This is a genomic window from Sphingomonas sp. KC8 (genome assembly GCF_002151445.1).
Classification (GTDB): domain Bacteria; phylum Pseudomonadota; class Alphaproteobacteria; order Sphingomonadales; family Sphingomonadaceae; genus Sphingomonas_E.
In genome coordinates, this window is the sequence record NZ_CP016306.1 from 716739 (window position 1) to 739912 (window position 23174).

A 23174-nucleotide genomic window follows, 5' to 3' on the forward strand; every position below is an offset into this window, starting at 1 on the left:
ATCATGGTCTCGTCGAAGAAAGCGCGGTCGCGGGCATCGGGGCGGCTTGCCAGCCCCCGCCCAGCGCCTTGTAGAGCTGGACGGTCGCGGTCGCCCGGTCGGCACGGGCCGATGCGCGATTATCCTGCGCGGAAAGCAGGCCACGCTCGGTATCGAGCAGCGCCTGAAAATCGATCAGCCCGGCGCGATACTGGCTGCGGGCATACAGCACCGCATTTTCCGCCGCCTGGGCCGAAATCTGCACGTCGCGTTGGCGTCGTTCGGAGGCGGAAAGCGCCGTCAGCGCATTTTCCACCTCTTCCAGCGCGGTCAGCACCGTCTGGCGATAACTTGCCAATGCCGCGTCGGTCGATGCGCGCTGCCCTTCAATCTGCGCGCGGATCTGCCCGCCATTGAAGATCGGTGCGGTGATCCCCGCCACCAGATTGCCGATCATCGCATCCGGCAGGTTGGATAGCACCGTATCCGATCCGCTGAACGATCCGCTGAGCCGAAGGGCGGGATAAAGCTGCGCGGTGGCAACCCCGATCCGCGCGGTTTCGGCCGCCAATGTCCGTTCGGCCGCCGCGATATCCGGGCGACGCTGGACGATTTCGGCGGGGATTTCCGCCCCGATCGCCTGTGGCGGCAACGGCACCGGCTGGATCGCCTGCATCAGCCCGTTCACCGCGCCCGGCGCTTCGCCCAGCAGCACCGCAATCCGGTTCACGGCACTATTATAATTGGTTTCCAGTGTCGGGATGGTCGCGGCGGTATTGGCGCGCAACTGCCGCGCCTGTTCCAGATCGAGCGAACTGACCAGCCCGGCCTGCACCCGCCAGCCGACAATCTCCAGCGTTTCATCCTGCGACGCCAGATTGCGCCGCGCGATATCGAGCCGCGCCTGCAACAGCCGTGCGTTGAGATAGTTCAGCCCCACTTCCGACGCGACCGTCAGTTGCGCGAAATGCAGGCTCGCTTCGGATCCTTGCGCATTGGCCCGCGCCGCTTCGACAGAACGGCGGATGCCGCCGAACAGGTCCACTTCCCAAGACGCGTCAAACCCCGCGCGATAAACGGTGGTATCGCCACCGCGCGAAAGCGTCTGCCCCGTGCTCGGATCGACATAGGTGCTGCCACTATTGCCGACACTGCGGGACGCCGAACCGCTGGCATCCAGTTGTGGCAACGCCGATCCTTGCGTCTGGCGCAGCGACGCCCGCGCCTGTCGCAGGCGCGCGCCGGCCGCCGCGACATCGAGATTGGCGGCAAGCGACCGTTCGACCAGTTGGGTCAGCACCGGATCATCGAAACTGGTCCACCAGCGGGCCAGATCGACCTCCGCCCCCGGCCGATCCGCGATGAAGCGTTCGGGCACCTTCAGGTTCGACGCCGATGGCGGGCGATAATCGGGACCGACGGCGCAGGCCGACAGCAAGGCTGCCAAGGTCAGCGCGCCAAACGGCCGGGATAGAGAGGCGATGATCATATGCTTGCCCTGAAGTGCTTTTCTTGCGGCAATGTTGCAGACCTGAAACGCGATGTCATTCAAGCGTCACGCCGACAGCCCTGACGTCATGATGCCGCGCACAACAGGCGGCGAACCGTGCGGTTCCAGAACGATGGTCGAAAGGCAGGATCGCCCGGCAATTCATCCTTCATCCTCGTTCAGGCCATATGCCCAGGGTGCGCGCAGGAAATGTTTGGCGAGAAAATCGATCAGCGCCGTCACGCGCGCCGGGCGCAATGTGCCCGGCGGCGTCACCACGTGCAGTGCTGCCAGCTTGCTTGCCCAGTCGGGCAGCACTTCCACCAGCTGGCCCGATCGCAATTCGTGCCAGATCAGGAATTCGGGCTGCATCGCAATGCCCAGCCCCGCAAGCAATGCGGGCATCGCGACATCACCGTTATTGACAGTCAGCTGGCCCGCCACCCGCACCGTCACCTCGCCTTCCAGCGGATGTTCGAACTGCCAGAGCGTCGGGTTGGCGAGGTGTGAATAGAGAATACCCCGGTGGTTTTCGAGATCACGGGGATGCTGCGGCATGCCATACCGCTCGACATAAGCAGGCGATGCCACCAGCGGCCGCCGCACCGCGCACAGCCGCCGTGCACGCAGCGACGAATCCGCCAGCACACCGATGCGCAGCGCCACGTCGATCCCCTGCCCCACCAGATCGACATGCTCATCGCTCAGCCGGACATCCACCGACACTTCCGGATACAGCTTCAGAAAATCCGTAAGAATCGGTCCCAAATGCTTGATACCGAACGACATGGGCGCCGCCAGACGCACCTGTCCGCGCGGGATGGCCGCGCGTTCGGAAATCTCATCCTCAATCGCTTCGCCCTCCGCCAGGATCCGCGCCGCGCGTTCCAGCGATCCCCGGCCGCTTTCAGTGAGCGACAGCCGGCGCGACGTGCGGTGGAACAAGGGCGTTCCCATCCGCAGTTCCAGCCGCTGCACCGCCTTCGACACCGTGGCTTTCGACAGGTTGAGATCGGCCGCGGCGGCAGAGAAGGATCCAAGGTCCGCCACCTTGGCGAAAATCGCCCAGGCTTCGAAGTCCGGCAAATAGGTCATGGTTCAAAATCCGAAACAATGTGTTTCAATCATCGCCATTTTCGCAACGATGAAAAGCCTTATTCTGCATCGCAACAGGGCAGCATCCGCCGCCCGCCCATTTCAAACGGATGGAAACTTCCATGGCCAAGGTTCTGGTTCTTTATTATTCGACCTACGGGCATATCGAAACCATGGCCAACGCCATGGCCGAAGGCGCGCGCGAAGCCGGCGCCCGGGTCGATATCAAGCGCGTACCCGAAACCGTTGCCGAAGAACGGGCGCGCGCCAACCACTTCAAATATGATCAGGATGCCCCGATCGCGACGGTCGATGACCTTGCTGATTATGACGCGATCATCATCGGCACCGGCACGCGGTTCGGCCGGATGTCATCGCAAATGGCGGCATTCCTCGATCAGGCCGGCGGCCTGTGGGCGTCGGGCAAGCTGAATGGCAAGGTGGGCGCGGCCTTCACCTCCACCGGCAGCCAGCATGGCGGGCAGGAAACCACTTTGTTTTCGATCATCACCAACCTGCTGCATTTCGGCATGACGATCGTCGGCCTGCCCTACAGCTTTCAGGGACAGATGCGGAACGATGAAGTGACCGGCGGTTCGCCTTATGGCGCAACGACGATCGCCAATGGCGATGGATCGCGGCAGCCCAGCCAAAATGAACTCGACGGCGCACGTTTCCAGGGCCGCCATGTCGCTGAAATCGCCAACAAGCTGTTCGGCTGACGGCCGACAGGTGGGCCTTTGCCTCCCTTCCCCGGCGGAGGCCCGCCCCCGTCGAAAGGCTTGGACAAGACCGGATCCGCTTCGGCTATAATCTTGCCATCGCCGCGCCCGGCCGCCCCTGATCCGCCGTTCTCAGGAGACCCAGATGACCGACCTTCCCGATATCGAACATGTCATCCTGCCGCCGGTGCGCGATCTGGGCGACGGGTTCAAGGTGCGCCGCGCGCTGCCTTCGCCCAAGCGCCGCATGGTTGGCCCCATGATCTTCTTCGATCAGATGGGACCGACAGTGATGAAGCCGGGCGATGGCCTCGATGTCCGCCCGCACCCGCATATTGGTCTCGCCACCGTCACCTATTTGTTCGAAGGTGAAATCCTTCACCGCGACAGCCTCGGTTCGATCCAGCATATCCGCCCCGGCGCCGTGAACTGGATGACGGCCGGGCGCGGCATCGTCCATTCGGAACGCAGCGGCAGTGAAACGCGCGCGGCCGGCGGGCCGCTATACGGTATCCAGACATGGGTGGCGTTGCCCACTGCCCTGGAAGAAAGTGACCCCGGCTTTTCGCACCACGCCGCCGAAACCATCCCGCTGATCGAAGGCGAAGGCATGGCGCTGCGCCTGATCGCGGGGGCGACCGAAGGCGTCCGTTCGCCCGTGCCCACCGTATCCGACATGGTCTATGGCGATCTGCAGATGCTGGATGGCACGCGCTACGCCTTCCCCGCCCAACATGTGGAACGTGCAATCTATGTCGTGTCGGGCAAGGTTTCGGTGGCCGGCCAGCAGGGGCAGTTCGGCGAAAGCGAACTGATCATCTTCCGCCCGGGCGCCGAAATCATCCTGACGGCCCACGGCCCCGCCCGCCTGATGATCGTCGGCGGCGAACCCTTCCCGGAAAAACGCTTCATCTACTGGAACTTCGTATCGTCCAGCGCCGATCGGCTGGAACAGGCCAAGGCCGACTGGCGCGATCGCCGCTTCCCCGCAGTGCCAGGCGAAACGGAGTTCATCCCGCTGCCGCCGGAACCGGAGGGGAAGATTCGGTATTCGTGATGCAGCGCGGGCAGGCCATCGGCCCGGCCACCGGCCTGCCTACATCTCGCCGCGTTCGCGGCGCAGCTTGTACCATTTCTGCACATTGGCGTTGTGCTGTTCCAGCGTCTCGGCGAACACATGGCCGCCTTTGCCGTCCGCGACGAAATAAAGCGCGCGGCTGGATGCCGGATCAAGCACCGCTTCGATCGAGGCGCGGCCGGGATTGGCGATCGGCCCGGCCGGCAGCCCGGCGATTGCATAGGTATTGTAACCGTTCACCGCGCGCAGTTCGGACTGGCGGATACGGCGGCCCAGCGGCTTGCCCTTGGTGATCGGATAGATCGTCGTCGGATCGGCCTGCAGCCGCATGCCGATGCGCAGGCGATTGGAATAGACCGCCGCCACCGTGCGGCGTTCGTCCGCAACCGCAGTTTCCTTTTCGACGATCGACGCCAGGATCACGGCTTCGCGCGGGGATTTGACGACGGTGGTCGGCTTGCGCGCCTTCCACGCTTCGGCCAGTGCCTCGTCCATCGCCTTTTGCATCCGTTTCAGCACCGCCGCGCGCGGCTCGCCGCGTTCAAAGCTGTAGCTGTCGGGCAGCACCGATCCTTCGGCCGGCACGGCGACAGGGCCGGTCAGCAGATCTTCCTTCATCAGCCGTTCCTGTACCAGGATCGACGGCATGCCTTCGGGGATCGTCACGAACCGCTGCTTGACCTTGCCCTCCTGAAGCATCTCCAGGATCTGCGCGCCGGTCGCGTGCGCGGGCACTTCATATTCGCCGGTGCGGATCGGCGCTTCGGAGCCGAATAATTTGGCAAACCGCAGGAAATTCCGGGCGGATTTAACCGCACCCTTATCTTCCAGCACGCGCGCGGCCGACGTCAGGCTCGCGCCTTCCGGGATCGATACGGAGACCGCTTTGTCGGCCGGCCCGCGGATGCCCCAATCATACCAGAAATAGCCCGCCGTCCCGATCGCTGCCGCGATCAGGACCAGCATCAGGCACCCGATCCGGCCGCCGGAGGACTGCTTGCGCTTGCGCTTACGCGTGCGGGCCATGCCCTGTCCTCCGGCGCCCAATGGATCAGATCGCGCGCATCACCAGCGATGCGTTGGTGCCACCAAAGCCGAACGAATTGTTCAGCACGGCCTTCACCTTGCGCTTCTTGGCAAAGTGCGGAACCAGATCGACGCCGGTGCAGCTGTCGCTCGGATTGTCGAGGTTCAGCGTCGGCGGCACGATCCCATCGCGCATCGCGAGGATGCAGAAGATCGATTCCACGGCCCCTGCGCCACCCAGCAAATGGCCGATGGCCGATTTGGTGGACGACATCGAAACGCCGCTGATCGCGTCACCGAACAGGCGGCGCACGGCCCCCAGTTCCAGTTCATCGCCCAGCGGGGTCGAGGTGCCGTGCGCGTTGATATAATCGATATCCTCAAGCGCGAGGCCCGACTTGCGCAGCGCCATTTCCATCGACCGGAACGCGCCCGAACCTTCGGGATGCGGCGCGGTGACGTGATAGGCGTCGCCCGACAGGCCATAACCGATCACTTCGGCATAGATCTTCGCGCCACGCGCCTTGGCCCGCTCATATTCTTCAAGCACGACGACGCCGGCGCCTTCGCCCATGACGAAACCGTCGCGATCCTTGTCATATGGCCGCGACGCCTTTTCCGGCGTGGCGTTGAACGCGGTCGACAGCGCGCGCGCCTGCGAAAAGCCGGCGATACCAATCGGGCAGATCGCGCCTTCGGCACCACCCGCAAGCATCACATCGGCATCGTCCATCGCGATCATCCGCGCGGCATCGCCGATCGAATGGGCGCCGGTCGAGCAAGCGGTGACGACCGCATGGTTCGGACCCATCAGGCCATATTTGATCGAAACCTGACCGGAAATCAGATTGATCAGCCGGCCATGAACGAAATGCGGGCTTACGCGACGCGGGCCTTTATTGGCCAGCACCAGCGATTCGCTTTCGATACCCGGCAGGCCGCCGATTCCCGAACCGATCGAGCAGCCGGCACGCAGGCGCTCAGCTTCGCTCATCTCGGTCAGGCCCGCATCTTCCAGCGCCTGGCTCGCCGCGTCGATGCCATAGACGATGAACGGATCGACCTGGCGCTGAACCTTGTGGTCGACGCGCATATTGGCATCGAACGTCCCGTTCGTGCCATCGCCGCGCTTCACTTCGCACGCGATCGTGCAAGCATATTCGCTGGCGTCAAAGCGCGTAATCTGGGCTGCGCCCGATTTGGACGCGATGATATTCGCCCATGCCGTTTCGACGTCCGCGCCAAGCGGCGTCACGAGGCCCAATCCGGTCACTACCACGCGGCGCATGGCATCCTCCACAAATCGCTCAGAAAAACGAAGCGGCTCCACGCCCCAAATATCGTACCCGGGGTCGGGGAGCCGCTACTTGTTCCGGTCCACCCGGATCACATCCAGGCGGCTCCGCTGGCTCAGCCCAGTCGGGCCTTAGCCCTTATTGGCGTCGATATAGCTGATCGCATCCTTGACGGTGGCGATCTTTTCAGCCGCGTCGTCAGGGATTTCCACGCCGAACTCTTCTTCGAACGCCATCACCAGTTCGACGATGTCGAGGCTGTCCGCGCCCAGATCATCGATGAAGCTCGCTTCTTCGTTCACCTTGTCGGCTTCGACGCCGAGGTGTTCGACAACGATCTTCTTCACGCGCTCGGCGGTCTCGCTCATATTCCTAGCCTTCCTTAGGGTCTGTTTGCCGCTGCCTAACGGGGCAGCTTCCAGCTTGCAAGCGCGCAGTGCAGACGTCCAGTACAGACGTACGGCGCTGGCACACTTAGCAGGTTCCTGTTGTTCACGGTGCGGATAGCCGCCCGCGGATCAGATCATCGCCATCCCGCCATTCACATGCAGCGTCTGGCCGGTGACATAGCCCGCCTCGCGGCTGGCGAGATAGACGACGGCAGCAGCCACATCCGCGCCTTCACCCAGCTTGCCTGCCGGAATCTTGGTGAGCAGCGCGTTCTTCTGCGCATCGGGCAGAACATCGGTCATCGCCGATGAAATGAAGCCCGGCGCCACGCAATTCACCGTGATGTTGCGGCTGGCCAGTTCCTGCGCCAGCGCCTTGGACATGCCCACCAGCCCCGCCTTCGACGCGGCATAATTGGCCTGGCCCGGATTTCCCGTCTGGCCAACCACCGACGTGATCGAAACGACGCGGCCAAAGCGCGCCTTCATCATCGGTTTCGCGGCCGCGCGGATCAGCCGGAACGCGGCTTCAAGGTTGACGCGAATCACCTGATCCCATTCGTCATCCTTCATCCGCATGGCCAGGTTGTCGCGCGTCACCCCGGCATTGTTGACCAGAATATCGAGCTTGCCGCCCAATGCGTCCACCGCCTGCGGCACCAGCGCGTCGACCGCGGCCGCATCCGAAAGATTGCACGGCAGGGCGACATGATCGCCGCCAAGGCTGGCGCGAAACGCCTCCAGCTTTTCCGCATTCGAACCGGACACCGCCAGCCGCGCGCCCTGCGCCGCAAGCGAACGGGCGATCGCCGAACCGATCCCCCCGGATGCGCCGGTTACCAGCGCGGTCATGCCTGTCAGGTCGAACATGTTCAAAGATCCTTCACCAGCGCTTCGATATCATCCATCGTCACGATGCTCGCGGCAGTCGCATCGGGAGCGATCCGGCGAACCATCGGCCCCACGACCTTGCCGCCAAATTCTACATAATCATGCACGCCGGCCGCGAACATCGCGGCGACGCTTTCCCGCCAGCGCACCGTGCCCGTCACCTGTTCGACCAGCAGGCGGCGGATCGCATCGGGATCGGCGACCGCACTTGCGGTGACATTGGCATAAACCGGCACCAGCGGCGCCCGCAGATCGGCGCCGGCCAGCGCTTCGGCCATGGCATCGGCGGCGGGTTGCATCAGTTCGCAATGGAAGGGCGCGGACACCGGCAGCAGCACGCCGCGCTTGATGCCATGGTCCTTCACCAGCGCGATGGCGCGTTCGATCGCGCCCCTGTGGCCGGAAATCACCACCTGCGACGGATCATTGTCGTTCGCGACGGTGCACACTTCGCCTTCGGCCGCGATCTGCGCCAGCGCGCGCGCCTTATCGACATCGGCCCCCAGCAGGGCGGCCATCGCCCCCTCGCCCACCGGCACCGCCGCCTGCATCGCCTGCCCGCGCCGCTTGAGCAGCCGCGCGGTCGTCGCCAGATCCAGCGCCTCGGCCGCGCACAAAGCGGTATATTCGCCCAGCGAATGACCGGCGACATAATCCGCCTTATCCGCCAGGCGGATGCCACCTTCCTTTTCCAGCACGCGCAAGGTGGCGATGGCGTTGGCCATGATCGCCGGCTGCGCATTTTCGGTCAGCGTCAGATCGCTTTCGGGGCCTTCGGTCATCAGGCGGAAAAGATGCTGGCCAAGCGCCTCGTCGACTTCCTGAAACACTTCGCGCGCGACGACGCTGGCATCGGCCAGGGCCTTGCCCATACCGACGGCCTGACTGCCCTGCCCCGGAAAGATGAATGCGCGCATCGGTGGAAATCCCGTCCTGCCATGTCCGTGAAAGCCTGCGCGTTAGAAACTGCGCCGCGTGCTGGCAAGGCCGTACGCGATAAAGGCCCGACGACATATCTGCGCGGTTCGTCGCATCACGCTCGTCCCGGCGCCACTCTGAAATGCAATTGCCGCACATCTGCGCTACTGTCCGGTGCGCGTGGGGATGCAGTAGGAGAAACGGTATGGCCAGCTACCGCCTGTTTTTATGGTCCCGTGGCGAAAATCGCCTGCAGGAACATCAGGTCGCGACAGATACCGGAGCAGGCAGCATCGGGCTGCTCGAAACCCTGAACGAAATCGGCCGCCATGCCATGCGGGATGATGACGACGAAATCGGCCGCTATCTGGCGTCCTGCGCTATAGTGGCGGAACCCGTCGCCCCCCGCCGCCCCGCGAAACTGGTCCGCGCGCGGCGCCACCTGAGTGCTGCGCGGCAGTTGCTGGAAGATGTAGGCGAACATATGCTGGCGGCACGTACCGCGGTGCCGCTGGCCGAACTCAACCGCCGCAGTTAAACCGGGCGCCATGGCAGGCCCGCTGGCGCTTGCCATTTGCCCCGCCTTCCGGCATAGGCCCGGCCACGATAGGGGCGGAAGCATCACGCTTTCCGCCCTTGCCGTATTCAAGAAGACCGGAGGGGCGTGCGCGATGGGCGCGAACGTCAGCGATCGGTAGAAACAAAGGACAAGCGACATGCCTCTGTACGAGCATGTGTTTCTCGCGCGTCAGGACCTTGCCCAGGCACAGGTCGATGCGTTGGCGGAAACCGCCACCAAGATCATCGAAGAAGGCAATGGCAAGGTCGTGAAGACCGAAACCTGGGGCCTGCGCGGTATCGCCTACCGGATCGCGAAGAACCGCAAGGCGCATTACGTGATGATCGAATTCGACGCGCCCGCCGCTGTCGTTGCCGAACTTGAGCGCCAGACCGCGATCAACGAAGACGTCATCCGCTACATGACGCTCAAGGTTGATGCGCATGAAGCCGGCCCGTCGGCGATGATGCGCCGTAACGAGCGTTCGGAACGCGATGGCCGCCGTGGCGACCGTGGTGACCGTCCGCGCGGCGATCGTGAAGATCGTCCTCGTCGCGACCGCGACGACCGTGACGCGGCCTAAGGGAGAACAGACACATGGCACGCCCATTTTTCCGTCGCCGCAAGAGCTGCCCTTTCTCCGCGAAAGACGCTCCCCGGATCGATTATAAGGACGTCCGTCTGCTGCAGGGCTTCGTGTCCGAGCGCGGCAAGATCGTCCCGAGCCGCATCACTGCGGTTTCCGCCAAGAAGCAGCGCGAACTCGCCAAGGCGATCAAGCGCGCCCGTCACATCGGGCTGCTTCCGTACATCGTCAAGTAAGGGGCCGGCACAATGGATGTCATCCTGCTCGAACGCGTCGAGAAGCTGGGCGCCATCGGTGACGTTGTCACCGTGAAGAACGGCTTTGCGCGCAACTATCTGCTGCCGCGCAAGAAGGCGCTGCGCGCCAACGCCGCCAACAAGAAGGTTTTCGAAGCGAACCGCGAACGGATCGTCGCCGAAAACGCCAAGCGCCGCGAAGAAGCCATGGCTGATTCGCAGGGCATCGACGGCAAGGTGCTGACCCTGATCCGCCAGGCGTCCAACGTCGGCGCGCTCTACGGTTCGGTTTCGGCCCGTGACCTCGCCGAAGCGCTGGAAGCCGACGGCAAGAAGGTGCTGAAGAGCCAGATCATCCTTGATCGCCCGATCAAGAATATCGGCCTGCACACCGTCAAGGTCGCGCTGCACCCGGAAGTGTCGGTGTCGATCAAGATCAACATCGCGCGCAGCCCGGAAGAAGCCGAACTGCAGGAGCAGGGCGTCGACGTCATGGCGTCGATGTTCGAACGCGATGCCGCTGGCTTCACCGAAGATTACGATCCCAATGCCGAGCCGGGCGAAATCGCCACCGACGCGCCGGCCGAGGAGGAAGTGGAGGGCTGATCGCTCTCGCTTCTACGTCGTAAAGCAGAAAGAGGCCGTCCGGAGCGATCCGGGCGGCCTCTTTCTTTGTCGCGCTACCGGCGCGTCACCACCACGACAGCGCCATCATTGGCATAATCGCCGCGCAGATCGGCCAGCCCGATCCGTACCGGCAATTCATCCCCGCGATTGACCAGAATTTCACTGTCGAACGCGCAAGGGCCGTTGCCGGCAAGCACCGCCTCCATCCGTTCGGCAGCCTCCATCCGCCGCTTGAGCGGCAGAATATCGGTCAGCCGTACGCCACCAAGCGCCACGGCTTCAAACCCGGCCATCCCGGCGAGCACCGCATCGACATTCGCAAATGTACCGCGTGGACTGAGCCAGCCATGGCCGATCCCGCCATGGACGGCAGCCGCGGCCGCCATGGCAGAAGCCGCCGTCGATTGCCGCCGCGCTTCCACTTCATCACCCATGCTGCGGAACAGCACCGCCGCCCCGTTGCCGAACGGAAACGTCTGCAAATGCAGCCAATCACCACTCTGGGCAAAGGATGGCGCGTCAAACGCCCCGGTTTCTCCCGAACGCACGGCCCGGACGAGATAATTTTCCAGCAGGGAATTGGCCACCGTCGGGTAAACCTCGTCCAGCCGCCGGCCGATCAGCCCATGGCGATGGCCGCGCAGATAGCAGGCCGCCACCGGATTCATCCGGACGATGGTCAGCGTTTCGTCAAACGCGATAAACCCTTGCGTCACGAGATCGGCCAGAACATCCAGCCGTTGCTCGCCATCGCTGCTCAACCCGCTGTCGATATCACCTTCCAGCAGCGACCGATAATTGGCCATGGACAGCATCACCAGTCTTTCGCGTCCATGATGGGTCACGAATAAAGGTTCTGTGGCCACCTTGTCCTGCCAGCGGCCAAACTGACGCACGAGTTCAGCGGACGTTACGCTCAGTCGTTCAGTCGAATATCCCATGACGGCTTCTCCACGATTAACCAGAACCACGCCGCAATGTGTGGAAAGTCATGGTTGACGAAACCTTTCGGACCCGAAGGGGAATATATCCATTCCGGCGCACCGCGACCGATTTCCGCAAGTTGTTTCACCATATTGGTGAAGAATAGTACGCAAGATCATCTGCGACCGCCCGGAACAGCCCACTAATTCATCGCGCCTAGACTGCCCCGATCAGCGCAGGGGAGGCCATCGGATGAGGATGCCGACACGTCTAAGGACCACGAATTTTGTCAGCCGGGTGCAGCACGCACAGCGCGGCGCGGCGATCGTGGAGTTCGCCCTCGTCGCACCTGTCTTCCTGCTCATCTTGCTCGGCATCATCGCATATGGCGGTTATTTCTGGCGCGCCCATTCGCTGCAACAGGTGGCCAACGATGCCGCCCGCAGCGCCCTGGCCGGATTGGACCCCACAGAACGCAGCACCCTGGCGCGGCTGAGCGTGGCACAGGAACTCGGCCCGCTGGCCGGCCTGCACGCCGAACGCGCGGCGGTCAGCATCAGCGAAGCCAACGAAACGCTGGTGGTGACGCTGGATTATGATGCGTCCCACGACGCCTTCCTGCAATTCGGGCTGGTGCCGCTGCCGCAAAAGCGGATCCGGCGCACCGCGGCCATCCGCCTGGGAGGTTTGTGATGCGCCCCTTCCCTCCGTTCCCGTCCGCCCGGTTGCGACACGATCATAGCGGCGCCGTTACCGCGATCGCCGCCGGATCGATGCTCGTCGGCCTTGGCGGCCTCGCCTTTGCCGTCGATCTTGGCTCGATCTACTTCGAAACGCGGCGTCTTCAGGGCATGGCCGATGCCGCCGCGATATCCGCCGCCGCCAACATCGGCAGCGCGGACAACGCCGCCAGGCTTTCGGTCGCCGCAAACGCAATGCCCGCGCCGGTGACGCGCCAAGTGGAACTCGGCGTCTGGCGGGCCGATCCGGCGATTGCCGTCTCCCAGCGCTTCCATGCAACCAAGACCAATCCCACTGCCGCCCGTGTGACACTGAAAACCGACGCACGGCTATATTTCGGCATCGCGGCGCTCGGCCGTGGCCGCGTTCCCATTTCGCGCACCGCCACGGCGACACGCGCCAACCTTGCCAGTTTTTCGATCGGATCGCGATTGCTGGCCCTGCAGGGGGGCATCGCCAATGCGCTGCTGTCCGCGCTAGCCGGGTCGCAGGTCAATCTTTCGGTGATGGACTATGAAGCGCTGGCCACCACCGACATTGATCTGTTCGCCTTTTCCGAAGCTCTGCAAACCAAGCTCGATCTTCAGGCCGCATCGTTCGACAAAACCTTGTCCGCCGATGTCACCACCGGTCGCGCGCTCGAAGCCCTGGCTTCGGGCCTTGACGGTGCGGGGTCAGCCGCCGCGGCCGATGCGGTGCGCAAACTGGCCGGCACGGCAGCCGCCGCCAAGCCCGCCGCTCTGGACAATCTGATCGATCTTGGCCCGATCGGTGCGCAGGATCGGGCAGCGCCCGGCCAGTCCATCCGGGTCAACGCGTTTGATCTGGCGCGCAGCCTGCTGGAACTGTCGAACGGGGAACGGCAGGTGAAACTGGATCTTGGCGCCACGATCCCCGGCCTGACCAAAGCCAGCGTCCGCCTTGCCATCGGCGATCGGCCGGCGGATTCGCCATGGCTTGCCGTCACCAGCAAGGGCGAACCGATCGTCCGCACCGCACAGACTCGCATCTATATCGAAGCCGAAGTATTGCCTGCGGGATCCCTGCTCGGCATCGCCAATGTCCGCCTGCCGGTGTTCATCGAACTGGCCGAGGCGGAAGCCAAATTATCCGCGATCGACTGCGTCAACCGGCGTGCCGGCGGGGCAACATTGCTCGTTCGCCCGTCCATCGGCCATGCTGCCATCGCCGACCTGTTTCCCGCCGATATTTCGAACCACAAGCAGCCGATCGTCGAAGGGCCGGCACGCATCGTTTCGGCTCCTCTTGTCACCGTTTCCGGACAGGCACGCGTCAACCTTACCGCCCAGCACTGGCAAAGCGTTGCCTTCACCGCGCCGGAAATCGCCGCGCGCAAGGTGAAAACCGTATCGTCGGAAAGCCTGGTTCAAGGCGTCGTGGGGTCGCTGGTCAAGGATCTCGATCTGAACGTGAACGTGGCGGGGATTGGCCTCGGCACCGGCCCGGTGGGCCAGTTGGTCGGCAACACACTCGCCCCGGCGGCACCGCTGCTGGATGGCCTGCTGAACTCGTTGACAGGCCTGCTCGGCATCCATCTGGGCCAGGCGGATGTACGGGTGAACGGGGTCCGCTGCGGCGTCCCCGCCATCGTCGCCTGACACGGCAGGGCAAGCCGATCGGCGTCAGTATCCCATCAGCTTGAGCACTTCGGCGCGGGACCGTTCGTCATCGCGGAACACGCCCATCATCCGGCTGGTCGTCATCGCGACACCGGGCGTGCGCACGCCGCGCGCCGACATGCAGGCATGGCTCGCCTCGATCACCACGGCAACGCCGTGCGGGTGCAGATTTTCCCAGATGCAGTCCGCCACCTCGGCCGTCAGCCGTTCCTGGACCTGCAGGCGCTGGGCAAAGCCCTGCAACACACGGGCGAGCTTGGAAATGCCGACCACCCGATCCTTGGGCAGATAGGCGATATGCGCCCGGCCGATGATCGGCGCCATATGGTGTTCGCAGTGCGACTGGAACGGAATATCCTTCAGCAGCACGATTTCATCATAGCCGCCAACCTCTTCGAAGGTGCGGCTGAGATGATGGGCCGGATCGTCGCCATAACCCTTGCAATATTCCTTCCACGCCCGCGCGACGCGCTTGGGGGTGTCGACCAGCCCTTCACGGGTGGGATCGTCACCGGCCCAGCGAAGCAGCGTACGGATCGCTTCCTCAACATGTTCCGGAACGGCAATCTTCGCGGGGTGCTTCACCAAATCGCCCATTGCGGCTTCCATCCTGTCCTGTGCAGGGCCTTGCCGGCCACCATCGGCAATAGCGCCTAACCAGCCCTGCCATGATTGCCAAGCGGCCACCGGCCGCTCAAGCGGCCAGAATCCGTGATAAAGCCGCGAAATAAGGCGCCCCGCCCTATTTTCCTATACCCACAAAAAAAAGACGCGGCCCGCGCCGCGTCCAAATCGAATCGCCAAGAATTGACGTCAGTGACTGCGTGGCCGCGAATCAGTTGATACGTGCAACCGCCAGGGAATCGGCCGGCAGGATACGGGCCAGGTCCGTCGCGATCTTGCGCGCGCCGGTGGCGCTGCCGCCCATCGCATTAACAAGTTCCGGGCAGCCGACGATAATCGTTGCGCGCCCGGCAGATTCAGCCCGCAGTTGCGCGACGCTGTTCGCATCCGCCAGAATCTGTTTGGAAATCGAACCGGTTGCCGCCGGTTCGCCGAGTCGATCAGCCACGACGTGACGCACCGCAATCGCATCGACACCATTCTCGACGAGCAATCGGTATCCCTGATCCTGCGCCGCGGCGGGACCGGCCACGCCGATGGCAGCAGCAACAAACAGTGATGCGGTTGTAATAAAAATGCGCATTCCGTGGCCCTCTCCCAACAGCCGTCGGCATTTGCGCTCTTGTCGGCGGCATTCTCTCTGCACTCAAGGCGGGGGGTGACGCAAGCCTTTGCTACGCGCTAGGATCGCTACCATGACGGGCATCGCCTCCCTCGATCATTCCGAAATCGCGACGATGGAACATGCCGCAACCGCGCCGATGTTGCCGCAGGTGGAACGCTGGGCAGCCATCAACAGCGGATCGCGCAATCTCCCCGGCCTGTCCGCGATGGCGACCGAACTGGCAGACGCCTTTTCCCCGCTGCCGGGCGATGTCCGGCTGGTCGATGCCGGCCCGGTTGACGCCATCGACGCCAACGGCACCCCAACCGCCATTCACCACGGCCGCAATCTCCATCTTGTCGTAAGGCCGCAAGCGCCGGTGCAGGTGCTGCTGACCGGCCACATGGATACGGTGTTTGGCGCGGATCATCCCTTCCAGGCGCTCCGCTGGCTGAAACCCGGCTTGCTCAACGGCCCAGGCGTCGCCGACATGAAGGGCGGAATCGCGGTCATGCTCGCCGCGCTGGCGGCGATCGAAACCCATCCGCTTGCCCCACGGCTTGGCTATGAAGTCGTCATCAACAGCGACGAAGAAGTCGGCTCGTCCGGCTCCGCGCCGCTGATCGCAACGGCCGCGCGGGACAAGATCGCCGCGCTCACTTACGAGCCATCCGCTTTGCCCGATGGCACCTTGGCCGGCGCACGCCCCGGCAGCGGAAATTTTTCATTGGTCGTCACCGGCCGCGCCGCCCACGCCGGGCGCAATCCGCAAGACGGCCGCAACGCGCTGGTGGCCGCCGCCGATCTGGCACTGCGCCTCGCCCGCGCCGCCGGCCCCGGCCTGTCGATCAATCCCGCAAAGATCGACGGCGGCGGGCCGAATAATGTGGTGCCCGATCATGCGGTGCTCAGGATCAACCTGCGGCCGATAACCCCGGCGGACGAAATTCGCGCCCGTGCGCTGATCGACGCCGCCGCCGCCAATGTTGCGGCCGATCATGATGTTTCCATCCATGTGCATGGCGGCTTCGGCCGGCCGCCCAAGCCGATGGATGCCGCAGCCGAACGGCTTTACGCGCTGGTCCGCGATTGCGGGGCGCAGCTTGGGCTGGCCGTTGGCTGGCGGGCGACCGGCGGTGTCTGCGACGGCAACAATATCGCCGCCTGCGGGGTGCCGGTGGTCGATACGATGGGCGTCCGGGGTGGCGCGATCCATTCGGGGGAGGAATATCTGATCACCGACAGCCTTGGCGAACGCGCCCGCCTTTCCGCCCTCGTCCTCCTGCGGCTCGCCACGCGGGGCCGGGTATGAGCTTCGTCATCCGCCCATCGCGGCCGTCCGACCTCGATTCACTCTATGACATGGCGAAGCTCACGGGTGGCGGGTTCACCAATCTGCCGGCCGATCGCCCGTCGCTGGTGAAAAAACTCGCCCGTTCAGCCGATGCCTTCGCCAAGACCGAAGATGTGGGCGGCGACGATCTCTACGTCCTGATCCTGGAAGACATAACCACCGGCAAGATCGCGGGCACCGCACAGATCTTCGCCAAGGTTGGCCAGCACTGGCCCTTTTACAGCTATCGCCTCGGCACGTTGAGCCAGGTTTCGCAGGAACTGAACCGCACCTTCCGCGCCGAAATGCTGACATTGACCACCGATTATGAAGGCTATTCGGAAGTCGGCGGCCTGTTCCTCCACCCGCGCGAGCGCGCTGGCGGGTTGGGCCTGCTGCTCGCCCGCAGCCGCTACCTCTTCATCCGCCAGCATCGTGCGCGCTTTGGCCAACGGATGCTCGCCGAACTGCGCGGCGTGATCGACGAAGCCGGCGGATCGCCCTTCTGGGATGGGCTGGCCGGCAAATTCTTCGGCATGAATTTCCAGGAGGCCGACGCCTTCAATGCCGTACACGGCAACCAGTTCATCGCCGATCTGATGCCCAAGCACCCGATTTACACCGCGATGCTACCCGAAACCGCGCGCTCGGTGATCGGCCTGCCCCATCCCAGCGGCCGCGCGGCGATGCGGATGCTGGAAAATGAAGGGTTCCGCTACGAAGGCTATATCGACATTTTTGATGGCGGGCCGACGATGGCGGCCGACATCGACGACATCCATTCTATCCGCGACGCCGCCGACGCCACCGTCACCGCGACGGATACGCAGGAAGGCGTGAATGTGCTGGCCGCAACCGGGCACCTCGCCGATTTCCGTGCCTGCTATGCACTGGCGGACGTCGATCCCGACGGCCATGCCGCCATCGACGCCGAAGCTGCCAGGTTGCTGGGCGTGAAGGCTGGCGACGCCATCACATTCGTCGCCCGCTGAACGGATATCCCCGATGGCCCTGACCGAAATCAATTTTGATGGCATCGTTGGCCCCACCCACAATTATGCAGGGCTGAGCCTTGGCAATCTGGCCGCAACCAGCAACGCCGGCCGCACATCGCACCCCCGCGCGGCGGCACTCCAGGGGATCGCCAAGATGCGCGCCAATCTCGCGCTCGGGCTGGCCCAGGGCATTTTCCTGCCCCATCGCCGGCCCGACGACGCATGGCTCGATGCCCTTGGCACCCATGCCCAAGACGCGGACACAGGCCTGCTCGCCAACGCCTTGTCGGCTTCGCCGATGTGGGCCGCCAACGCCGCCACCATATCCCCCGCGCCCGATACGGCGGACGGGCGGTGCCATCTGACGGTCGCCAACCTCGTCACCATGCCGCACCGCAGCCATGAATGGCAGGGCACGCTTGCCCAGTTGCGCCTGGCTTTTGCCGATACGGGCCATTTTGCCGTCCACGGCCCGATCCCGGCGCCGTTCGGCGATGAAGGCGCCGCCAACCATATGCGGCTTGCCACCAGCCATGCGGCACCGGGCGTGGAAATCTTCGTCTATGGCGAAAAAGGCGGCGCCTTCCCGGCCCGCCAGCATGTGGAGGCAAGCCGCGCTGTCGCGCGCCTCCACGGTCTCGATCCCGCCCGCACCTTGTTCGTCGCCCAGTCGCAAGACGCCATCGCCGCCGGCGCGTTCCACAATGATGTCGTGGCCGTCGCCAATGGCCATGTGCTGTTCACCCATGAACAGGCCTTTGCCGACAGACATGGCTTCTATGCCGATCTTCGCCGCATCATGCCCGATGTCGAGATTGTCGAAGTGCCTGCCGCACGGATCAGCCTGGCCGATGCCATCCGCAGCTATCTGTTCAACGCCCAGCTCGTCACCCTGCCCACCGGCGAAAGCGCGCTGATCCTGCCGACCGAAGCGCGCGACACCCCGGCGGTATGGCGCTGGTTGCAGGACATGATCGCCGGCAACGGCCCGATCCGCCGGATCGAACTGGTCGATGTACGCGAATCCATGTCGAACGGCGGCGGCCCCGCCTGCTTGCGGCTGCGCGTCGTCGCCGATCCCGCCACCGTCGATCCGCGCTTCCTGGTGGACAATCCCCGCCTCGACGCCATTGCCGATATCGTGTCGCGCCACTGGCCAGAGGCCATCACCCCCGCCGATCTTTCCTCGCCGGCGCTATGGGAACAGGCCGTCCACGCCCGCGCGGAACTGCTCGCCATGCTCGATCTGCGCGAACTGATCTGATCGCAAATTCATAAACACTGGCCGGTGCAAATAAACATTGCCGCCACCTTCTCGCCCGAATTTCGGCTAGTCTAAACCGTCCGGTCACCAAGAATCGGATCAAAGAGGATGCCAATGCCCGATCTCCAGACCCTGCTCGACGAACGCGCGATCTACCGCCAGCTCTGCCGCTTTGCCGAAGCGATGGATCAACGCGATTGGGCGCGGCTCGATGATGTGATGCTCGAAGACGCACAGGGCGATTATGGCATCGGCCGCCGCACCAGCCGCGCCGCGATCGTTGCCGAAATGCGCAGCTTTCTCGACGATTGCGGGCCGACCCAGCATCTCCTTGCCAACGTCATCATCGATGTCGATGGCGATACGGCCACCAGCAGCGCCTATGTCGCCGACATGCATGTCGGCCTCGGCGATCGCAGCCACCTCACCTTCCGCACGCTTGGCAGCTATCATGATCGCTGGGTGCGCACCGCCGAAGGCTGGCGCATCGCCGAACGGGTGAAGCTCAACAAGGCCCATGTGGGCGACATATCGGTGCTCGGGCCGGGGCCTGTCTGACCCTCACGCTTGGCTTAGGGCCAGCGTTGTTCTAGGGGTCCGGCCTTCACGAAGGACCATCCCTTGCCCGTTCAGACCAAGATTTGCGGCCTTTCGACGGCGGATACGCTGGGCGCGGCGATCCGCGCCGGGGCGAGCCATGTCGGTTTCGTCTTCTTCGCCAAAAGCCCGCGCAATGTCGATTTCGATCAGGCGGCGGCGTTGGCCGCGCTGGTGCCCGCGCACATCCGCAAGGTTGGCGTGTTCGTGAACGCGGACGACGCCTTCCTTGATCGTGCGGTTGCCGCAGGCACGCTCGATGCCGTCCAGCTTCACGGCAGCGAGCCACCGGCGCGCGCGGCAAGCCTTGCCCATCGCCACGCGATCGAAATCTGGAAGGCCATTCCCGTCAAGACGCGCGCCGATCTCGCCGCCGCCGCATCCTATCAGGGGGCTGCGACGAAGATTCTGTATGACGCCAAGACACCCGACCATGCCGACCTTCCCGGCGGCATGGGGTTGCGGTTCGACTGGAAACTACTCGAAGGGTTCGCCCATCCATTGCCCTGGGCCTTGTCCGGCGGGCTTGACGCGCGCAATCTCGCCGACGCGGTCCGCATGACCGGCGCGCCACTTGTCGATGTTTCGTCGGGCGTGGAATGCGCGCCGGGCGTGAAGGATATGGACAAGATCGCCGCCTTCCTCCAATCGGCGTCACAGCTATGACTATTGCCAATTCGCTCCGCAACCAGCCCGATGCGCGCGGCCATTTCGGCCAGTTCGGCGGCCGTTATGTCGCCGAAACGCTCATGCCGCTGATCCTTGATCTCGAACGCGAATATCGCGCAGCGCAGGCGGACCCCGCCTTCAAGGCCGAATTCGACGATCTGATGAAGCATTATGTCGGCCGGCCCAGCCCGCTTTATTTCGCACCCCGGCTGACCGAACATCTCGGCGGCGCGAAAATCTATCTGAAGCGCGAAGAACTGAACCACACCGGCGCGCACAAGATCAACAATTGCATCGGCCAGATCCTGCTCGCCAAGCGCATGGGCAAGACGCGGATCATCGCCGAAACCGGCGCGGGCCAGCACGGCGTTGCCACCGCCACGGTCGCGGCGCGCTTCGGCCTGCCCTGCACGATCTTCATGGGCGCGGTCGACGTTGCCCGCCAGCAGCCCAACGTGTTCCGCATGAAGCTGCTCGGCGCCGAGGTGCATGCCGTCGAATCCGGCGCGAAGACGCTGAAGGATGCGATGAACGAGGCGCTGCGCCACTGGGTCGCCAACGTCCACGACACCTTCTACATCATCGGCACCGCCGCCGGCCCGCACCCCTATCCGGAACTGGTGCGCGATTTCCAGTCGATCATCGGCCACGAAACCCGCGAACAGATCCTCGCCGCCGAAGGCCGCCTGCCCGACAGGATCATTGCCCCGGTTGGCGGTGGATCGAACGCGATCGGCATTTTCCACCCGTTCCTCGATGATGAAAGCGTGGCGCTGGTCGGCGTCGAAGCGGCGGGCGACGGGCTTGCAACCGCGCGCCATGCGGCCAGCATCGCCGGCGGATCGCCGGGCGTGCTCCACGGCAACCGCACCTATCTGCTGCAGGACGAAGACGGCCAGATCACCGAGGCGCATTCGATTTCGGCGGGCCTCGATTATCCGGGTATCGGCCCTGAACATAGCTGGCTGCACGATATCGGCCGGGTAACCTACGAACCCTGCACCGATGCCGAAGCGCTGGCTTCGTTCCAGACCTTGTGCCGGCTCGAAGGGATCATCCCCGCGCTCGAATCCGCCCATGCGCTGGCCGTCGCCGAACGGATCGCGCCGACGATGGGCAAGGATGAGATCCTGGTCGTCAACGTCAGCGGCCGGGGCGACAAGGACATCTTCACCGTCGCCAATGAACTGGGGGTCGCGCTGTGAGCCGCCTTGCCGCCACCTTTGCCGCCTGCGCCGCACAGGGCCGCGCAGCGCTCGTCACCTTCGTCACCGGCGGCGATCCGACGCCGGCCGCCACCGCCGCGATCCTCGATGCGCTGGTGGACGCCGGGGCCGACGTGATCGAACTGGGCATGCCCTTCACCGATCCGATGGCCGATGGCCCGGCCATCCAGCGCGCCAATCTGCGTTCGATGGCTGCTGGAACAACCACCGCTATCCTGTTTCAAATCACACGTGAATTTCGGGAACGCCACCCGCAGGTGCCGCTGGTGCTGATGGGCTATGCCAACCCCATGGTTCACCGCGGGCCGGAATGGTTCGCGCAAGCTGCCGCCGAAGCGGGGATCGATGGCGTGATCTGCGTCGATATTCCCAGCGAAGAAGATGATGCGTTAGGACCGGCATTGCGCGCCGCCGGGATCGATCTTGTCCGCCTGGCCACGCCCACCACCGATGATGCACGGCTTCCCGCCGTCCTCGCAGGCGCTTCCGGCTTTCTATATTATGTTTCGGTCGCCGGGATCACCGGTCTGCAGCAGGCGGCGCAGGGCAGCATCGACGCCGCCGTCGCCAAGCTGAAGGCCGCGACCGATCTGCCCGTCGCGGTTGGATTTGGCGTCCGCACGCCCGATCAGGCGGCCGCCATCGCGCGGGTGGCCGATGGTGTCGTCGTCGGCTCCGCAATCGTCGAAGCGATCGGTGCCGCCGCTGCCGAAGGGCGCGATCCGGCCGATGTCGTTCGCAATATTGTCAAAGGTTTAAGCGCCGCTGTTCGTACCGCGCGGCAGGAGCAGGCAGCATGAGCTGGATCGATCGCGTCCGCAAATCTATCCCCTTCATCGCCAAACGCGAAACACCGGATAATCTCTGGCACAAATGTTCCGGCTGCGGGCAGATGGTGTTCGTCAAGGAATTTGAAGAAAATCAGTCGGTTTGCCCGAAATGCGATCATCATGGCCGCATCGGGCCGGATGCGCGGTTCAACGCCCTGTTCGATGGCGGGGTCTATACGCTGCTGCCGATGCCGGCGGTTCGTGAAGATCCGCTGAAATTCCGCGACTCCAAGCGCTATACCGATCGCATCAAGGCCGCCCGCGCGGCCACCGGCGAACAGGACGCCCTGATCAACGCCAAGGGTCAGATCGAAGGCAAGCGCATCGTAGTCGGCGTACAGGATTTCGCCTTCATGGGTGGATCCATGGGGCTTGGCGTGGGTGCGGCCTTCGTCGCCGGCATTCAGGCCGCCATCGCCGATCGCTGCCCCTATGTCATGTTCACCGCCGCCGGCGGCGCGCGGATGCAGGAAGGCATCCTGTCGCTGATGCAGATGCCCAAGACCACCGTGGCCGTCGCCAAGCTGCGCGAAGCCGGCCTGCCCTATATCGTGGTGCTGACCGATCCGACGACCGGCGGCGTCACCGCATCCTATGCGATGCTGGGCGACATCCAGATCGCTGAGCCGGGCGCATTGATTGGCTTCGCCGGCCAGCGGGTGATCGAACAGACGATCCGTGAAAAGCTGCCGCCGGGCTTCCAGCGCGCCGAATATCTGCTCGAACATGGCATGGTCGACATGGTGACGCATCGTCACAAGCTGCGTGAAACACTGGCGACCCTTGCCGATTATCTGGTGCCCGAGGCCGCCTGATCCGGCCCTTCCTCCGCCCTGC

General features: G+C 64.2%; 26 protein-coding genes. 16 read left to right on the forward strand and 10 right to left on the reverse strand.

The annotated features are described in order from the left end of the window. Window position 1: 1 nt before the first annotated feature. Window positions 2–1468 (reverse strand): efflux transporter outer membrane subunit, encoded by a 1467-nt coding sequence (locus tag KC8_RS03315; RefSeq protein WP_010125019.1) that lies wholly within the window; start codon window positions 1466–1468, stop codon window positions 2–4. A 162-nt stretch (window positions 1469–1630) separates the two neighbouring features. Continuing rightward, window positions 1631–2563, reverse strand: coding sequence for a LysR family transcriptional regulator (locus tag KC8_RS03320; RefSeq protein WP_010125017.1), 933 nt, complete (start codon window positions 2561–2563; stop codon window positions 1631–1633). Between the two features lie 122 nt (window positions 2564–2685). On the opposite strand from KC8_RS03320, the gene wrbA reads away from it, so the two are divergent. Together wrbA and KC8_RS03330 are read left to right on the forward strand one after the other, a co-directional pair. Continuing rightward, entirely contained in the window at window positions 2686–3285 is a 600-nt protein-coding gene (gene wrbA / locus KC8_RS03325; protein ID WP_010125016.1) for an NAD(P)H:quinone oxidoreductase, read from the forward strand. A 145-nt stretch (window positions 3286–3430) separates the two neighbouring features. Continuing rightward, window positions 3431–4342 carry a pirin family protein gene (locus tag KC8_RS03330; protein ID WP_010125015.1) on the forward strand — a complete coding sequence of 304 codons (912 nt, stop codon included), beginning with the start codon at window positions 3431–3433 and terminating at the stop codon, window positions 4340–4342. A gap of 39 nt (window positions 4343–4381) precedes the next feature. Here KC8_RS03330 and mltG read toward each other — a convergent pair whose 3' ends face one another. The 5 genes from mltG to fabD all read right to left on the reverse strand — a co-directional run bounded on the left by mltG (window position 4382) and on the right by fabD (window position 8881). Next, window positions 4382–5389, reverse strand: coding sequence for an endolytic transglycosylase MltG (mltG, locus tag KC8_RS03335; RefSeq protein ID WP_010125013.1), 1008 nt, complete (start codon window positions 5387–5389; stop codon window positions 4382–4384). 25 nt (window positions 5390–5414) lie between these two features. Then, window positions 5415–6677, reverse strand: a complete 1263-nt coding sequence (gene fabF, locus KC8_RS03340) for a beta-ketoacyl-ACP synthase II (RefSeq protein WP_010125012.1) — start codon at window positions 6675–6677, stop codon at window positions 5415–5417. 138 nt (window positions 6678–6815) lie between these two features. After that, entirely contained in the window at window positions 6816–7052 is a 237-nt protein-coding gene (locus tag KC8_RS03345; RefSeq protein WP_010125011.1) for an acyl carrier protein, read from the reverse strand. 150 nt (window positions 7053–7202) lie between these two features. Continuing rightward, a complete protein-coding gene (gene fabG, locus KC8_RS03350; protein WP_010125010.1) occupies window positions 7203–7943 on the reverse strand; it encodes a 3-oxoacyl-[acyl-carrier-protein] reductase in 741 nt (246 codons plus the stop codon). A 2-nt stretch (window positions 7944–7945) separates the two neighbouring features. Continuing rightward, on the reverse strand, window positions 7946–8881 hold the full coding sequence (gene fabD, locus KC8_RS03355; RefSeq protein WP_010125008.1) for an ACP S-malonyltransferase: 936 nt from the start codon (window positions 8879–8881) through the stop codon (window positions 7946–7948). Window positions 8882–9087: 206 nt separating this feature from the next. Here fabD and KC8_RS03360 point away from each other — a divergent pair, with 206 nt between their 5' ends. From KC8_RS03360 to rplI, 4 genes are all read left to right on the forward strand, one after another. Beyond that, window positions 9088–9420 carry a hypothetical protein gene (locus tag KC8_RS03360; RefSeq protein ID WP_010125007.1) on the forward strand — a complete coding sequence of 111 codons (333 nt, stop codon included), beginning with the start codon at window positions 9088–9090 and terminating at the stop codon, window positions 9418–9420. Window positions 9421–9598: 178 nt separating this feature from the next. Then, complete coding sequence (rpsF, locus tag KC8_RS03365) at window positions 9599–10024, forward strand: 30S ribosomal protein S6 (protein ID WP_010125006.1); 426 nt, start codon at window positions 9599–9601, stop codon at window positions 10022–10024. A gap of 14 nt (window positions 10025–10038) precedes the next feature. Next, window positions 10039–10263: a 30S ribosomal protein S18 gene (rpsR, locus tag KC8_RS03370; RefSeq protein ID WP_010125005.1), complete on the forward strand. Its 225-nt coding sequence runs from the start codon at window positions 10039–10041 to the stop codon at window positions 10261–10263. Between the two features lie 12 nt (window positions 10264–10275). Beyond that, window positions 10276–10869, forward strand: coding sequence for a 50S ribosomal protein L9 (rplI, locus tag KC8_RS03375; RefSeq protein WP_010125004.1), 594 nt, complete (start codon window positions 10276–10278; stop codon window positions 10867–10869). 74 nt (window positions 10870–10943) lie between these two features. Here rplI and KC8_RS03380 read toward each other — a convergent pair whose 3' ends face one another. Beyond that, on the reverse strand, window positions 10944–11831 hold the full coding sequence (locus KC8_RS03380) for a PAS domain-containing protein (RefSeq protein ID WP_010125002.1): 888 nt from the start codon (window positions 11829–11831) through the stop codon (window positions 10944–10946). Between the two features lie 235 nt (window positions 11832–12066). On the opposite strand from KC8_RS03380, the gene KC8_RS03385 reads away from it, so the two are divergent. Then, window positions 12067–12507: a TadE/TadG family type IV pilus assembly protein gene (locus tag KC8_RS03385; protein ID WP_232455610.1), complete on the forward strand. Its 441-nt coding sequence runs from the start codon at window positions 12067–12069 to the stop codon at window positions 12505–12507. Continuing rightward, window positions 12507–14174 (forward strand): pilus assembly protein TadG-related protein, encoded by a 1668-nt coding sequence (locus tag KC8_RS03390; protein WP_010125000.1) that lies wholly within the window; start codon window positions 12507–12509, stop codon window positions 14172–14174. Before KC8_RS03385 ends, KC8_RS03390 begins: the two co-directional genes overlap by 1 nt. Window positions 14175–14198: 24 nt before the next feature. Here KC8_RS03390 and folE read toward each other — a convergent pair whose 3' ends face one another. Continuing rightward, window positions 14199–14792, reverse strand: coding sequence for a GTP cyclohydrolase I FolE (gene folE, locus KC8_RS03395; RefSeq protein ID WP_010124999.1), 594 nt, complete (start codon window positions 14790–14792; stop codon window positions 14199–14201). Between the two features lie 238 nt (window positions 14793–15030). Next, the gene (locus KC8_RS03400; protein WP_232455611.1) at window positions 15031–15420 is read right to left on the reverse strand and encodes a hypothetical protein; all 390 of its coding nucleotides are present in this window, start codon (window positions 15418–15420) and stop codon (window positions 15031–15033) included. 94 nt (window positions 15421–15514) lie between these two features. On the opposite strand from KC8_RS03400, the gene KC8_RS03405 reads away from it, so the two are divergent. The 8 genes from KC8_RS03405 to accD all read left to right on the forward strand — a co-directional run bounded on the left by KC8_RS03405 (window position 15515) and on the right by accD (window position 23152). Next, window positions 15515–16735, forward strand: a complete 1221-nt coding sequence (locus KC8_RS03405; protein ID WP_010124997.1) for a hydrolase — start codon at window positions 15515–15517, stop codon at window positions 16733–16735. Continuing rightward, window positions 16732–17748 carry an arginine N-succinyltransferase gene (locus KC8_RS03410; protein ID WP_010124996.1) on the forward strand — a complete coding sequence of 339 codons (1017 nt, stop codon included), beginning with the start codon at window positions 16732–16734 and terminating at the stop codon, window positions 17746–17748. Before KC8_RS03405 ends, KC8_RS03410 begins: the two co-directional genes overlap by 4 nt. Window positions 17749–17761: 13 nt before the next feature. Beyond that, window positions 17762–19015, forward strand: a complete 1254-nt coding sequence (locus tag KC8_RS03415) for an N-succinylarginine dihydrolase (protein WP_010124994.1) — start codon at window positions 17762–17764, stop codon at window positions 19013–19015. A 114-nt stretch (window positions 19016–19129) separates the two neighbouring features. Further along, the gene (locus tag KC8_RS03420; protein ID WP_010124993.1) at window positions 19130–19573 is read left to right on the forward strand and encodes a nuclear transport factor 2 family protein; all 444 of its coding nucleotides are present in this window, start codon (window positions 19130–19132) and stop codon (window positions 19571–19573) included. A gap of 63 nt (window positions 19574–19636) precedes the next feature. Next, complete coding sequence (locus KC8_RS03425) at window positions 19637–20278, forward strand: phosphoribosylanthranilate isomerase (protein ID WP_010124992.1); 642 nt, start codon at window positions 19637–19639, stop codon at window positions 20276–20278. Beyond that, window positions 20275–21486: a tryptophan synthase subunit beta gene (gene trpB / locus KC8_RS03430; protein ID WP_010124991.1), complete on the forward strand. Its 1212-nt coding sequence runs from the start codon at window positions 20275–20277 to the stop codon at window positions 21484–21486. Before KC8_RS03425 ends, trpB begins: the two co-directional genes overlap by 4 nt. Beyond that, window positions 21483–22307 (forward strand): tryptophan synthase subunit alpha, encoded by an 825-nt coding sequence (gene trpA / locus KC8_RS03435; RefSeq protein ID WP_010124990.1) that lies wholly within the window; start codon window positions 21483–21485, stop codon window positions 22305–22307. The genes trpB and trpA overlap by 4 nt, the downstream gene beginning before the upstream one ends. Beyond that, window positions 22304–23152 (forward strand): acetyl-CoA carboxylase, carboxyltransferase subunit beta, encoded by an 849-nt coding sequence (gene accD / locus KC8_RS03440; protein ID WP_010124989.1) that lies wholly within the window; start codon window positions 22304–22306, stop codon window positions 23150–23152. The genes trpA and accD overlap by 4 nt, the downstream gene beginning before the upstream one ends. Window positions 23153–23174 lie beyond the last annotated feature (22 nt).

Bases quoted from the DNA above. Each gene is read 5' to 3' on its own strand.
- accD (WP_010124989.1), top strand. From the start codon at position 22,304: ATGAGCTGGATCGATCGCGTCCGCAAATCTATCCCCTTCATCGCCAAA.
- KC8_RS03345 (WP_010125011.1), bottom strand. From the start codon at position 7,052: ATGAGCGAGACCGCCGAGCGCGTGAAGAAGATCGTTGTCGAACACCTC.
- rpsF (WP_010125006.1), top strand. From the start codon at position 9,599: ATGCCTCTGTACGAGCATGTGTTTCTCGCGCGTCAGGACCTTGCCCAG.
- KC8_RS03360 (WP_010125007.1), top strand. From the start codon at position 9,088: ATGGCCAGCTACCGCCTGTTTTTATGGTCCCGTGGCGAAAATCGCCTG.
- fabF (WP_010125012.1), bottom strand. From the start codon at position 6,677: ATGCGCCGCGTGGTAGTGACCGGATTGGGCCTCGTGACGCCGCTTGGC.
- KC8_RS03405 (WP_010124997.1), top strand. From the start codon at position 15,515: ATGACGGGCATCGCCTCCCTCGATCATTCCGAAATCGCGACGATGGAA.
- KC8_RS03390 (WP_010125000.1), top strand. From the start codon at position 12,507: ATGCGCCCCTTCCCTCCGTTCCCGTCCGCCCGGTTGCGACACGATCAT.
- KC8_RS03320 (WP_010125017.1), bottom strand. From the start codon at position 2,563: ATGACCTATTTGCCGGACTTCGAAGCCTGGGCGATTTTCGCCAAGGTG.
- KC8_RS03415 (WP_010124994.1), top strand. From the start codon at position 17,762: ATGGCCCTGACCGAAATCAATTTTGATGGCATCGTTGGCCCCACCCAC.
- KC8_RS03385 (WP_232455610.1), top strand. From the start codon at position 12,067: ATGAGGATGCCGACACGTCTAAGGACCACGAATTTTGTCAGCCGGGTG.
- mltG (WP_010125013.1), bottom strand. From the start codon at position 5,389: ATGGCCCGCACGCGTAAGCGCAAGCGCAAGCAGTCCTCCGGCGGCCGG.
- rpsR (WP_010125005.1), top strand. From the start codon at position 10,039: ATGGCACGCCCATTTTTCCGTCGCCGCAAGAGCTGCCCTTTCTCCGCG.
- wrbA (WP_010125016.1), top strand. From the start codon at position 2,686: ATGGCCAAGGTTCTGGTTCTTTATTATTCGACCTACGGGCATATCGAA.
- KC8_RS03380 (WP_010125002.1), bottom strand. From the start codon at position 11,831: ATGGGATATTCGACTGAACGACTGAGCGTAACGTCCGCTGAACTCGTG.
- fabD (WP_010125008.1), bottom strand. From the start codon at position 8,881: ATGCGCGCATTCATCTTTCCGGGGCAGGGCAGTCAGGCCGTCGGTATG.
- KC8_RS03315 (WP_010125019.1), bottom strand. From the start codon at position 1,468: ATGATCATCGCCTCTCTATCCCGGCCGTTTGGCGCGCTGACCTTGGCA.
- fabG (WP_010125010.1), bottom strand. From the start codon at position 7,943: ATGTTCGACCTGACAGGCATGACCGCGCTGGTAACCGGCGCATCCGGG.
- rplI (WP_010125004.1), top strand. From the start codon at position 10,276: ATGGATGTCATCCTGCTCGAACGCGTCGAGAAGCTGGGCGCCATCGGT.
- KC8_RS03330 (WP_010125015.1), top strand. From the start codon at position 3,431: ATGACCGACCTTCCCGATATCGAACATGTCATCCTGCCGCCGGTGCGC.
- KC8_RS03420 (WP_010124993.1), top strand. From the start codon at position 19,130: ATGCCCGATCTCCAGACCCTGCTCGACGAACGCGCGATCTACCGCCAG.
- KC8_RS03410 (WP_010124996.1), top strand. From the start codon at position 16,732: ATGAGCTTCGTCATCCGCCCATCGCGGCCGTCCGACCTCGATTCACTC.
- trpB (WP_010124991.1), top strand. From the start codon at position 20,275: ATGACTATTGCCAATTCGCTCCGCAACCAGCCCGATGCGCGCGGCCAT.
- folE (WP_010124999.1), bottom strand. From the start codon at position 14,792: ATGGGCGATTTGGTGAAGCACCCCGCGAAGATTGCCGTTCCGGAACAT.